Origin of the sequence: Streptococcus parasanguinis, assembly GCF_964238605.1 — a bacterium.
Classification (GTDB): Bacteria; Bacillota; Bacilli; order Lactobacillales; family Streptococcaceae; genus Streptococcus; species Streptococcus parasanguinis_AJ.
In genome coordinates this window covers 18,641-31,204 of sequence record NZ_CAXSMM010000002.1, presented here as the reverse complement: position 1 = coordinate 31,204, position 12,564 = coordinate 18,641, and the positions used below count along the sequence as shown (strand labels likewise).

Here is a 12,564-nt window from a genome sequence, read left to right as displayed (position 1 = left end):
TCAAGAAAAGGAAGAGCCCTTTCCTGGAATTTTATAAAGAAAAAAGATTGGACAGGCTCGTCCAATCTTGAAATTAACACAAACTTTTTTACATGTACAACCCTAGGTAAGGTGGTTGAAAAAAATATTGATTTTTAATTTTTAGGCTTATTCAAGCATATGTCGAAACTTTCCGCCGTGAGAAAAGTTCCTGAAACACAATTGTTTCAGGAACTCGGGAGTTTTGAAACTTTAGGTTCAAAACTAAGTCATGGAACTTCGTAGAAGTTCGCTGACGTCCGTACTCACCTAAGGAAAGTTTTTAAGACTATTTTGTATTCAATTTGAGATTGGACAGGCTCGCCCAATCTCTTCTTCTAATAAGTCACAACATTGATTTTTCCTTTGTCATACTCGGCAATGAAAATATCCAAAACATTGTCATAGCCTTCTTTTTCCAATTCAGCCAGCAACCACTCTTCGCTTTTTCCAATTGTTTCCAAAATTTCAAGCTGAACCACTCCATCCGTAATGATCGGATATTTAGGATTTTCATCCCCCGCACGGACAATAATCAATTGACCATTTTGTTCAATAACGGCGCGCTTCACATCTTTTAATTGAAAAATCCCTTGTCCACGTAGTTTTAAAGCAACATCTGAAGCAGAAAGTCCTTTGGAACGACAAGCTTCCGGATCCAGTTTCCCATTTTTAATGATGACAGTTGGTTTTCCATCAATCAAGTGCTTCATAAAACGAACATTGGTATTGAGCCATTTTAAGAGCAAGATCAAAATGGTCCACATCAAGAGAATCACAATGTACTGAAGAATGGTAATGGAGCTATTGTAGATGACCCCACCAATAATTCCCCCAAGAACAAAGTTCTGTATCTGGTCTACTGCAGAATTTGGTGCTAAGTTTCCTTTCCCGGTCACATTGATGACAAATACCAAGGAAATCAAGCCCAAAGCTAATTTAATCAAGATGTTTAAAAAATTTACTATCATTTGTTCACCTCCACAAGTTCCACGTCTGTTTTATACAGATCCATCTTTTCTAATAGGTAGCTATCTGGGTCAGATCCTGCGATAGCTCGGTAATAAACCTCTCCAACCTTCAGGATCGCCCCATCTGTGGCTGCTGAAGTATTGACATAGACGTCTTCTTTTTTGACATCCAACTCCTTTGAGATGACCTCAATAAAATGCAGAGACCGTTGAAATTGGTCATTATTACTTTGGCTATTTTGGAAACTGCTGATGCCGATCAAGACCACTGCAACCAGAGTCAAAATCGAGATAATGGATAATTCACGGAATTTGCTATCTTGCTTATCCCGATAGGCTTTCACCGCAAAAAAACCAGTCAGTAGAATGAGCAAACCAGAGATCCCAATGGTCACCCAATTTTGCTGACTGATCTGACTCAATACATAATCATAAGAGTAAAATTTCATAATGAACTCCCTTTCTCCAAATGAATTCAAGCTATTATAATGTATTTCAGGAGAGAATTCAAGGCATTCTAATCAGAAAAAAATATATTTTTTGTTATAATAAAGTTATCTATCATGTCAAGAAAAGGAAATACAATGAAACTCATTTCATGGAATATCGACTCGCTTAATGCTGCATTAACTAGTGATTCAGCACGCGCCAAACTCTCTCAAGAAGTCCTCCAAACCTTGGTTGCTGAGGATGCGGATATCATTGCCATTCAAGAAACCAAGTTATCCGCCAAAGGTCCTACTAAAAAACACCTCGAAATCCTTGAGGAGCTCTTCCCTGGCTACGAAAACACCTGGCGCTCTTCTCAAGAACCGGCTCGTAAAGGCTACGCTGGAACCATGTTCCTCTATAAAAAAGAGCTCACACCCGTTGTGACTTTCCCAGAGATCGGAGCCCCTTCGACCATGGACTTGGAAGGTCGGATCATTACCTTGGAATTTGATAAATTTTTCGTTACTCAGGTATACACACCTAACGCTGGTGATGGTCTCAAACGTTTAGAAGAACGTCAAGTATGGGATGTCAAATATGCTGAATATTTGGCTGAATTAGACAAGGAAAAACCTGTCCTTGCAACCGGTGACTACAACGTTGCCCACAAGGAAATCGACCTTGCTAACCCAGCCAGTAACCGCCGTTCGCCAGGATTCACAGACGAAGAACGCGAAGGATTTACAAATCTTTTGGCCAAAGGATTTACAGATACCTTCCGCCATGTCCATGGTGATGTCCCAGAACGCTACACTTGGTGGGCACAACGTAGCAAGACTTCAAAAATCAACAATACAGGCTGGAGAATCGACTATTGGTTAACCTCAAACCGCATTGCAGATAAGGTTACTAAATCAGACATGATTGACTCAGGCGCACGCCAAGACCACACACCGATTGTCTTGGAAATTGAATTATAAGGATTTTCTTTATGAACTACAATGCAGTAATTCCCGAGTTTATGGTTTCGAATATAGAACAGTCCCGTTCCTTCTACTGTGATTTGCTCGGTTTCACCATCGAATACGAGCGCCCAGAAGAAAAATTTCTCTTCCTGTCTCTTGAAGATTGCCAGCTCATGCTAGAGGAGGGGACAGTTGAAGAATTAGCTGAACTAACCTACCCATTTGGCCAAGGAATTAACATCTCCTTTGGTATAGAGGATGTCCCTAGGCTCTATCAGAAATTGTTAGAAGCCAACTATCCTATTCATCGCCCATTAATTAAAAGAAAATTTCGTGTTGACGACCATTATATCTATCCTCATGAATTTGCAATTCTGGATCCAGATGGCTATTTTTTAAGATTTAGTGAATAAGAAAATAGATCACTAGAGTAGAAAAAGAAACAAAAAAAGAAAGAGACTAATCACATTGATTAGTCTCTTTTAGTTTTTTAAGGATTATTTCCCCGGAGTATTCGGATCTAGGCCCCAAGATTGCTCGAGAACAGGTCTTAAGGATTTAATCATATCTTCTGAACCTTGGATTATGATTGTGTATACTTTATCTCCTTTTTGGAATACCCATACGTATAAAGTACTCCCATCTTTAACTGTTACTTTTATTAAGAAAGCGTCCCCACCAGCAAATATAGCTTTTACACCTTCTATACTAGTTCGATTTTTGTGTTTTCCGAATGAGCTATATAAACGGTTCGCAAGTAACTCTGCGTCAAAGGTTTCGTTGGGGCCAAGTTTAACAGTATCTTTAGTGTTTGAATCCATTATTAACGCATTGTTTTTGTCTGGTGATAAATATTCGAGCGCTTTGCTACTTCGAGTAGTGCGTACGACCCAATCTTTAGGGATATTGATATAACCATATTTTTCATTTCCGATACGTTGAGTATCTGCAAGGGATATTTCTTTTGCCCCAGAAGAAGACCCAGGAGTTGTTGTTTGAGTTGTTGTCGTTGGTGCATCCGTAGTTTCTTTAGTGACTTCAGTTGTTGGTGCTGCTGTAGTTTCGTTTGTTTTCTTTTCTCTATTTCCGCATGCTGCTAGTATAAATGCAGATAGAAGCGTTACAGAGCTTAATATTATTTTGTTTTTCATCAGGATTGTTCTCCTTAAAGTGGTTGACTCACATGTATTATATCATTTTTTATAGTTTATTTAAATTAAAACAGGAAACGCCTTCACTAAAAAGCATAGGGTATAACAAAAGAAAATTTCGTGTTGGTGAACAGTATATCTATCCTCATGAATTTGCAGTTTTAGATCCAGATGGCTATTTTTTAAGATTTAGTGAATAGAATGATCATCACCCGTCTATGAGCCATACCCAAAAATATATTTTTGTGAGTACAGTTCAATAGCGGGTGATTTATTTATCTTTCATCTTAAAGAATGAGACAGACTGACTTTCGAGACATAAAAAAACCGGAGCCCTTACATGACGGCTCCGACTTTTTTATCTTCATTGATAGACCAATGATTGATTTTTTTATTTTTTCTTCTCAATGTGATCTTTGAGATCTTCTTGAGCTTTTTTATTGGATTCTGCTTTTTTCTTCAACCATTCTTCTTTGGCCTTGTTAAAGTCTTTTGTGGTGACAACATCTTTGGACATTTCAAGGTATTTGTAGAAGGTTCCTGTTCCTTTTGTACCAACCCATGAAGCAGCACGGCTGTATGGTACGGTCCGTTGAAGCATTGGAGCACCACCATTTGAAACAGTTGGAAGCGTAATCGAGCTATCTGTCAACCATGCTTGCGCTGCTGCATATTTTTCATAGCGTTTAGCTTGATCCAACAATTCAGCATCGGCGTCTTTCAACATGTTAGCGTATTGATCCAAACCAACTGTTGCAATGGCTGGATTATTTGAACCTGCATCAATACCAAGATAGTAGAAGACAGAACCATTTACTGGGCTGATACTTTCGAGGTAAGTCGATGGGTCTTGGTAGTCAGGAGCCCAACCACCGCCTGAGATATCGTAATCTCTCGCAGCAGCAGTATCGCTGAAGTAGGTGATATTTTGGAAATCATCATCCGAAACCTTTTGAAGGTCTACAACGACATTGTCTGCACCAAGCGCTGACTCTACAGATTGTTTGAAGGAGCTAGCTTGTTGGACCATGCTGTTGTCCACTTGGCTGACAATGTAGTCCAAATGAATTGGGAATTGAACGCCTTGTTTTTGCAATTCAGCTTTGGCTTTCGCAAATGAAGCTTTGGCTTTTTCTGGGTTGTAAAGGCTAGTTTGACCATCGGCCAGGCTCACACCCTTCCATTGATCCCCATAGGTAACCAATTGTTTTTCAACGACCTTACCAAAATCTTCTCCATTGACTTGGACATAAGTTGGTGGTACCAAGGTGCTACGAAGGGTATTTTCAGCCGCATCAGATCCAGATACTTGTGCCGCATAAGATTTGCGGTCAAAGGCAAAGTTCACTGCTTGACGGAAGTCCTTGCTCAAGATTGCTTTCTTGGTAGAAGCTTTTTGTTCATCCGTTGTTTTGGCTGTATGGTCATACTTTTGACGGTCCAAGTTGAATCCAAGATAGTAGGATGTTCCCAATTGCAAACCGTAGACAATGTTGTCGCCAAAGTTTTTCTTGACACTCTTATAAGTCGAGCTGTTTGGCATAACAGATGCAAAGGAATATTGACCTTTTTCAAAGTTCTTAATGATAGAATCTGGGTTTGATCCATCATTAAAGGTCAATTTGACATTGTCGATATGAACATTTTTCGCATCGTAATAGTCTTTGTTCTTGACCAATTCAATCTCAGATTTCGAAGTCAAAGATTTCAAGTAATATGGACCATTGTATAAGATGCTGCTAGGTTTCAAAGAACCAAAATCTTTCCCTTGAGATTTCAAGAAATCCGCATTGACTGGGAAAAGAACACCTGAGGTTGTTTTTGAGTTCCAGAAGCTTTCTGGACGAACCAAAGTATATTGGATGGTGTGGTCGTCTAAGGCTTTGACTCCAACGGTGTTAAAGTCTTTGGTTTCCCCTTTTACGTAGGCATCCAAACCTTTGATCGAATTTTGAATCAAGAAGAGACCTTCTGATTTAGACTCAACCGCGTGTTTGATCCCTGTAACAAAGTCTTGAGCCGTTACAGCACCATATTCTTCCCCTTCACTCGTATACCATTTGGCATCCTTACGAAGTTTGTAAGTATAGGTTAATCCATCTTCAGAGACAGTCCAATCTTCTGCTAGACTTGGCACAAAGTTTCCGTATCGGTCGTTTTCAAGAAGACCATCCACAAGGTTACTTGTGACATCTGAAGTCGTTGTACGAGTTGCAGCGATGTAATCCAAGGTATTTGGATCTGCTGAATAGACGAATGAGTAGGTTGCTTGATTGCTACTACCACCGCCACATGCTGCTAAAAGAAAGGCACCTGCAACAGAAACTCCTGCAAGAGCTAACAGTTTTTTTGCTTTCATCACTATCTCCTTATGTTAGATTTTCTACCATTATACACTATTTCTTAAAAAAAACCAAATTTATTTTAAAAAAGTTCGTTTTTTCTGAATGAATATAATAAGATATAAAGAAAAAGCATCTTGAAATCGATCTCAAAGAAGCCGGATAGGCGAATCTAGGCACCTACCACCAGATCCAACAAAGATATCACCTTTCAATCCTTTTTATAAATATACGTTTCATTACAAAAAAGAACCTCTGCTCTTTCGAGCAGAGGAACTGATTCCTAATCAAAATGATAGAGTTGAGGATACTGGTCACATTCAGGATTTTTGGGGTGGCAGATAGCCCGTCCAAAATAAATCATGGCTTGATGGGCAGCTAGCCATTCGCTCTTTGGCAGAACATCCATAACCCGCTTTTCAACTTCTAATGGCGTCGCTGATTTCTTTACAATATCATGGTGCTTGCAGATCCGCTCCACATGGGTATCGACAGCAAAAGCTGGAATACCAAAACCTACACTCATGACCACATTGGCCGTCTTGCGTCCTACTCCTGCTAGACTTTCTAACTCTTCACGAGTCTGAGGCACTTGCCCATCAAAGTTATCCAGCAATTGTTGGGCACATTTTTTGAGAAATTTGGCCTTATTTCGATAGAGACCTAATTTAGAAATATGCTTGGCGATATCGGCTTCACTGGCTGCTGCCATGGCTTGTGGGGTTGGAAAAGCCGCAAACAAACCTGGTGTCGCTTTGTTAACAGCCGCGTCTGTCGTCTGAGCTGAGAGCATGACTGCTACTAGTAATTCAAAATGGTTGCGAAAATCCAAACTTGGCTTAGCATCTGGAAAGAGAGCAATAATTTCTTCAATCACATGGCGTGCCCGTTTCTTTGATAAAACCATAATTTCTCCTTTACATTACTAGACTTTATTATAGCATGAAAACACCCTATTTCTAAAAAAATCAGCTTCAAAAAAAGAAGAGGGACTGGAAATGAAATTGAATCGAACTTCATTCTTCGTCCCACTTCTATCATAAGATATTCCTTGGCTCTATTGTTTATTTTACACCAATCTCTTTAAGAAGGTAATCAGGGTTCGAGCAGAGCGTTCGCCAGCCTCTACGATAAATTCATCAAAAGAGATATTGGCTGCGTGATCTGCCGTATCACTCATAGCTCGAATGACCATGAAAGGACGTCCAGCTGCGTGTGCGGCTTGGGCAACGGCTGCCCCTTCCATCTCAACTGCCAAGACTTCTGGGAAATGCTCCCGAATCGCTGCGACTTTTTCTTCACTCGCGATAAAGCTATCTCCTGTTGTAATCAAGCCCACATGTGTGGTCGCAGCCTCTTCTTCCAGAACTTTTTTCATTTCTGATACGAAATAGCGACTGGATTCAAAGTAAAGTGGTTGACCTGCCATTTGACCATACTTATAACCAAAGGCAGTCACATCCACATCATGATAGGCCAATTTGTCCGCAAGGACGATATCCCCAACGGCCATTCCCGGTGCAACGGCACCTGCAGAACCCGTATTGATAATGGCTTCCACTTTGAAATCATTGGACAAGACTGCTACACTCATAGCAGACATGACTTTTCCGATACCACTTTCAACCAAAACGACCTCATGGCGTCCAATTGATCCTGTATAGTAGACTTTTCCAAGACGCAGATGCTTTTCCCCATTTTCAAGGGCTTCAACCAAGATCTTCAACTCCTGGGGCATGGCTGCGATAATTCCAATTTTCATGTCATTTCTCTCCTTGTGACGACCCTATAGACGCCAAATAGCAATGATCAAGGCAATGAGGAGCACAATGATCCAGAACAAAATCTTATTGAGTTTGGATTGGACCACACTTTGTTTGCGTTCTTCAATGCGACGACTCTTGGTCACTGTGGGCTCCACTTGGATCTGCACAGTATCCTGAGAATAGCTCTCCTGTGGACGCTCCATACGACTCTCTCTCATAGGACGTTCGTAGCCAAATCCTCTGTGGTCTGTCCGAATAATCTTCGTTTCTTCAGCATCGACCATATTAGGACCGGTGATGTCCTCACCTCGCCTTGCTCGTTCAATCATTTCATCGGTTAATAAAGGTTTTCCCATCGGATCCTCCTCTATTTATTGATTAAGTCCCAATATTGGATAGCCATGATGGTCTTAGCATCACAGATTTCGCCAGTTTGGATCAAATCTTTGGCTTCCTTCAAGGTCACTTCTAATAACTCTAAGGTCTCATCCGCATCTTGTGGACGTGGATTTTCCACCTTTTTCAAGTTGGTCGCACCATAAAGTTTGATCCGCTCATTACAAAATCCAATGGCTGAATAAAAATCATACAACAACTCTAGATCCGCTGTGTAGCCAATTTCTTCTTCCAATTCGCGCAGAGCAGCCGCTTTAGGGTCTGCATTTTCTCCCTTTTCTAACTTCCCTGCTGGAATCTCCACCGAAGTCCTTTCAATCGCCTTGCGGTACTGCTTGACCAAGATCGTTTTCCCATCTTCTGTGATCGGCAAAACCGCTACTGCTCCGTTATGGAAGATTAAATCACGCTGCGCTTGGCCTTTTCCAGCGGGTAGTTCTACTTGATCAGTGACCACTTGGAAAATCGGCCCCTGATAAATCTCCTTGCGCTCAATGGTTTTTTCTTCAAATTGCATGAGAATCTCCTATTTATTTTTAGGATGGTGTGGCAAGCGAAGGGCATACTCTTCTTTATTCACTTGACGGCCACGACCAATCGCAATCGCATCAGCTGGTACATCCTTGGTAATGGTTGATCCAGCACCGACTAAGGAATTGTCGCCTAATTCAACTGGCGCAATAATCGTCGAATTGGATCCGACAAAGACATTGTTTCCAATCGTCGTTTTAAACTTATGTTGGCCATCATAATTCACTGTGATGGTTCCTGCACCAAAGTTGACGTTGCTACCAACTTGGCAGTTGCCAATGTAAGTCAAATGACCAGCTTTGGTATTTTCGCCAATAGACGAACCTTTGACTTCGACAAAGTTTCCAATATGGACATCTTTGGCGAGGCTAGAACCTGGGCGAATATGAGCATATGGTCCTACCGTTACGCCATCGGCTACCGTGCTCTCTTCAATCATAGAGTTAGTGATGACAGCACCTGCCCCAATTTCACTGTCAACGATATAGGTACCATTAGTTAAAACTGTCTCAGCCCCAATTTTTGTGTGACCTTTTAGGGTAACATTGGCTTCGATTTGCACTTCTGGTGCGATCTCAACATCGACATCGATATAGGCCGCATCTGGATTGACAAAGCTCACCCCATTAACCATGTGGGCTTGGTTAATGCGACGACGCATGATGCCTTCTGCTGTTGCAAGGGCCACGCGGTCGTTAACCCCGAGACTTTCATCAAAGTCTTTGAGCGTATAGGCCCCGACTTTTTCACCTGCTTCTCGGAAAATACCAATCACGTCCGTGATATAGTATTCGCCTTGGGCATTGTTAGTGTTGATATTTTTCAACGCTTCAAAGAGGCGCGCATTGTCAAAGACATAAGTCCCTGTATTGATTTCTTTAATTTGTTTTTCGAAATCTGTCGCATCTTTTTGCTCAACAATTCGAAGCACTTCCGCATTGTCATTACGAACAATCCGACCATAGCCAAATGGATTGGCTGCTTCGGCTGTCAAAATCGTTGCTACATTCTTGTGGTTGATATGAAAGTCGATCAAGTGTTTGAGGCTTTCACCTGTAATCAAAGGAGTATCCCCTGCGATGACAAGAGTATGGCCTTCAAGACCTTCCAAGACTGGCTCTGCCATCATAACCGCATGACCAGTTCCCAATTGTTCGGTTTGCTTAACAAACTCTGTTTGTCCAGCTAGGACTTGCTCCACCAATTCCGCCTTGTGGCCCACAACCGTTACCGTCTTCTCAGGTGAGATGGCTCCAACACTACGGAAAACATGTTCCAACATAGAGATCCCAGCAACCTTGTGAAGAACCTTAGGCAGATCTGATTTCATACGGGTACCTTTCCCCGCTGCTAAAATAATGGCATAATTTGGCATAACATTTCTCTTTTCTGTACAATATCGCTTACATTATACCATTTTTTAGCCCTTTTGGAAAATAAGACCCAAACCAAAAAACTCTCCTAGAAGGAGAGTCAGATTAAGATCAAATCTTCGTTGAGACTTTCCTTGGGTGAGTACGGACATCAGCGAACTTCTTCGAAGTTCCATGATTTAGTTTTGAACCTAAAGTTTCAAAACTCCCGAGCGCTTGAAACTTTTAGGTTTCAAGCGCTTTTCTCACAGCGGAAAGTCTCAAAAAATCTTTTAATAGTTCTAAGAACTGGGCAGTATTTTTAGCTTGACACAATCACTAGGTATTTTTTAATAGAAAACAGTTATTCTCTTTTCTGATTTTCTAAAAGAAAAGAGTGTTCTATAATGGATAAACCTTGCGAAATTCTTCTAAAACCACCTTGCTGTCAGGTGTAAAAGTCAGTCCCGCTTCTCCTAAGCAGTCTTTGAAAAAGTCTTCATGAACCTGACGCCAATAAGCTAGAGATTTGTCTCCTTCACCTTCCTTATAGGCATGATCGGCTGACACTTGATGAAAAGGCTGAACGGAAACCTTCGTGACTTCGACAATGCAGACAGCCTGATCTTGACTGTCTAAAATGACATCAAAGGTCCCTTCTTGTGGAAGGGGTTCGTCCTCTACTGCGTAGAGGTCATAAGCTGAGGCGGTTGCTGTTTTTTCGCCTTTAAAGACCAGTTCCGCTAAAAGGTCTGGGTCCACTCCAAAGGCCCAGGCATCTATCTCATCTCCAATAGAGGGATTGATTTGCTTGTAGGCATTCCACATTTCTTGAGGTGTCATAGGTTCTCCTTTTTTTCTTTTACCTTCCAATTTCTATAGCTTGTCAGTTCTAATTCTGGAAATCCTCCTAACTCTGCCTTCACCTTCAATACTAAAGGAGAAGCATTGTCGGCAGTAATGTCTTCCACATTCAACCAAACTACATTTGCTGAATCATTAGTCCCATCAAGAACCTCCTGAGGAAGGGATTGTTGAGAGCTCTCGAAATCGAGTACGATATCATAAAAGGCCATGATATGGTGTACGGCGAAGTCTTGCCCTTCTTCTTGAACCATCACATCGTAAATTCTAGGATTTGAATAACTGCTAAGAGAATATCCTGTCTCTTCCAGAACTTCCCTCTTGAGGGTTTCTGTCAACCCCTCACCGAGTTCCTGACTACCACCCGGTAGATCAAAACGATGTTGATAGGGGCCTCTAGTTTTTTCAATGCAGAGCAGTTTCCCTTCTTGAAGACAGACTCCGTAGACGCCAAAGTGATTTTTGATTTCCATCAAATCCTCCTACTTTCATTCAAAGCTCAGTCGATAGTGAAACCAGTATAGCTATTCTTTTTGCAACACCATCTCTTATTGACCCTAATCATTTCTTCTCTATTGATTTAATACCTTTTCAATATCAATTTTAGTAATTTTTCTAGATACCAATAATCCTGCAAAAACTGAAGTGAGTATCCCTATTAATACCGGGAACAACAATCTGGTAAGTTCAATATCTAGTGGTAATCCACTCAAAAAGATGATCAAATAAGAAATAGCAATTCCTATCACCAATCCCGCGCTTGTACCTAGTACTCCCATCATGAAGCTTTCAAATAAATATATTCTTTTTATCTGTCGATCAGATGCACCGATGATTTTAAAAGTTGCGATCTGTTTATGATTCTCCTGAATGGTAATGGCAAGAATATTGATGATATTAATAATCGCTACAATAGAGATAAGAACTATGATTAAGAGGATAAAAAGGTCGATGTAGGAAAACCATCTGGATAGCATATTGATAACATCCTGTTGTGTTGCTACAACAACATCTAATCCTGTTCCTGATAAAGATTGTTTCAAATTTTCATTTTTTAAAACAGTCTTTTCGATCTTGTTTGCTACTTCATTTAAATCGGTTCCATTTTTTACAGTAGCATTCAGATAGTAATACTTATTTGATGAAACGCTACTACTTTTTACATTTATTGCCATCATTTGATTTATTTCTGTTGGCAAGGTAGAAAATAACTGCGCTTCTTGCTTGTCTATAATGCCAGAAATTACAAACTTTTCATAATGATTATCAATCTTAATAGTCACCGTATCTCCGACATTCATTGATGTAGCCTTGTGTACGGAATCTCCGATTAATATTTCATTGTCCTTCTCTGGAAATTTCCCTTCAGCAATTCTAATATTCAGGTTTTTTAAATACTTTTCTTCTAGACAATGGATAGTATTGGAAACCGATGTCTTACCATTTTGGAATTTGATATCATCCGTAAATAGTAGTTTCACACCTGTAATATTTTTTACTTCATCTATTTTTTTAACTCGATCAATATCATCACTAGAAAATAAAGGCAAAGCTTTATAATTCAGAGAATTTTCTTTATTACCAAAGGCAACAGTAACAACATTTTTATTTGCTACAGTCATTTCATTAATCATTTTATTATAGAAAGAATTAGAAATGAGCATCACTAAAACAATTAGCAAAACAGAGATCGCTATCGACAGTCGAACTAATCTATATCTTCGTTTGTTAACTTCTAAATCTCTTTTAGCAATGAATAATATGGAATGATTCATT

14 protein-coding genes and 1 pseudogene are annotated in these 12,564 nt (G+C 40.3%); 3 read left to right on the top strand and 12 right to left on the bottom strand.

What is annotated here, in order from left to right:
* Positions 1-356: 356 nt before the first annotated feature.
* Positions 357-989, bottom strand: a complete 633-nt coding sequence (locus tag ACESR9_RS02170) for a DUF421 domain-containing protein (RefSeq protein WP_134974714.1) — start codon at positions 987-989, stop codon at positions 357-359.
* Positions 986-1,438: a DUF3290 family protein gene (locus ACESR9_RS02165; protein WP_023917599.1), complete on the bottom strand. Its 453-nt coding sequence runs from the start codon at positions 1,436-1,438 to the stop codon at positions 986-988. The genes ACESR9_RS02170 and ACESR9_RS02165 overlap by 4 nt, the downstream gene beginning before the upstream one ends.
* A 135-nt stretch (positions 1,439-1,573) precedes the next feature.
* Between ACESR9_RS02165 and ACESR9_RS02160 the strand changes: the two genes are divergently transcribed.
* Entirely contained in the window at positions 1,574-2,401 is an 828-nt protein-coding gene (locus tag ACESR9_RS02160; protein ID WP_155125152.1) for an exodeoxyribonuclease III, read from the top strand.
* 11 nt (positions 2,402-2,412) lie between these two features.
* Positions 2,413-2,799, top strand: coding sequence for a bleomycin resistance protein (locus ACESR9_RS02155; protein ID WP_021152848.1), 387 nt, complete (start codon positions 2,413-2,415; stop codon positions 2,797-2,799).
* 84 nt (positions 2,800-2,883) lie between these two features.
* Here ACESR9_RS02155 and ACESR9_RS02150 read toward each other — a convergent pair whose 3' ends face one another.
* Positions 2,884-3,537 (bottom strand): hypothetical protein, encoded by a 654-nt coding sequence (locus ACESR9_RS02150; protein WP_223325333.1) that lies wholly within the window; start codon positions 3,535-3,537, stop codon positions 2,884-2,886.
* Between the two features lie 107 nt (positions 3,538-3,644).
* Between ACESR9_RS02150 and ACESR9_RS02145 the strand changes: the two are divergent.
* Positions 3,645-3,737 (top strand): annotated as a pseudogene (locus ACESR9_RS02145) (bleomycin resistance protein); the annotation flags it as partial.
* A gap of 191 nt (positions 3,738-3,928) precedes the next feature.
* Here ACESR9_RS02145 and ACESR9_RS02140 read toward each other — a convergent pair.
* The 9 genes from ACESR9_RS02140 to ACESR9_RS02100 form a co-directional block, all read right to left on the bottom strand.
* The gene (locus ACESR9_RS02140) at positions 3,929-5,896 is read right to left on the bottom strand and encodes a peptide ABC transporter substrate-binding protein (protein WP_373105314.1); all 1,968 of its coding nucleotides are present in this window, start codon (positions 5,894-5,896) and stop codon (positions 3,929-3,931) included.
* A 266-nt stretch (positions 5,897-6,162) separates the two neighbouring features.
* Positions 6,163-6,786 carry an endonuclease III gene (gene nth / locus ACESR9_RS02135; RefSeq protein ID WP_003006251.1) on the bottom strand — a complete coding sequence of 208 codons (624 nt, stop codon included), beginning with the start codon at positions 6,784-6,786 and terminating at the stop codon, positions 6,163-6,165.
* Positions 6,787-6,948: 162 nt separating this feature from the next.
* Positions 6,949-7,641 (bottom strand): 5'-methylthioadenosine/adenosylhomocysteine nucleosidase, encoded by a 693-nt coding sequence (locus tag ACESR9_RS02130; protein WP_373105311.1) that lies wholly within the window; start codon positions 7,639-7,641, stop codon positions 6,949-6,951.
* Positions 7,642-7,665: 24 nt separating this feature from the next.
* A complete protein-coding gene (gene macP, locus ACESR9_RS02125) occupies positions 7,666-8,001 on the bottom strand; it encodes a cell wall synthase accessory phosphoprotein MacP (protein ID WP_023917587.1) in 336 nt (111 codons plus the stop codon).
* An 11-nt stretch (positions 8,002-8,012) separates the two neighbouring features.
* Positions 8,013-8,558 (bottom strand): NUDIX hydrolase, encoded by a 546-nt coding sequence (locus tag ACESR9_RS02120; protein ID WP_003006238.1) that lies wholly within the window; start codon positions 8,556-8,558, stop codon positions 8,013-8,015.
* Positions 8,559-8,567: 9 nt separating this feature from the next.
* Positions 8,568-9,947: a bifunctional UDP-N-acetylglucosamine diphosphorylase/glucosamine-1-phosphate N-acetyltransferase GlmU gene (glmU, locus tag ACESR9_RS02115; RefSeq protein WP_156671547.1), complete on the bottom strand. Its 1,380-nt coding sequence runs from the start codon at positions 9,945-9,947 to the stop codon at positions 8,568-8,570.
* Positions 9,948-10,326: 379 nt separating this feature from the next.
* On the bottom strand, positions 10,327-10,767 hold the full coding sequence (locus ACESR9_RS02110; RefSeq protein WP_134974710.1) for an ASCH domain-containing protein: 441 nt from the start codon (positions 10,765-10,767) through the stop codon (positions 10,327-10,329).
* Positions 10,764-11,261: an NUDIX hydrolase gene (locus tag ACESR9_RS02105; RefSeq protein ID WP_373105308.1), complete on the bottom strand. Its 498-nt coding sequence runs from the start codon at positions 11,259-11,261 to the stop codon at positions 10,764-10,766. Before ACESR9_RS02105 ends, ACESR9_RS02110 begins: the two co-directional genes overlap by 4 nt.
* A 99-nt stretch (positions 11,262-11,360) precedes the next feature.
* Positions 11,361-12,563 (bottom strand): ABC transporter permease, encoded by a 1,203-nt coding sequence (locus tag ACESR9_RS02100; protein ID WP_373105306.1) that lies wholly within the window; start codon positions 12,561-12,563, stop codon positions 11,361-11,363.
* Between the last annotated feature and the right edge of the window lies 1 nt (position 12,564).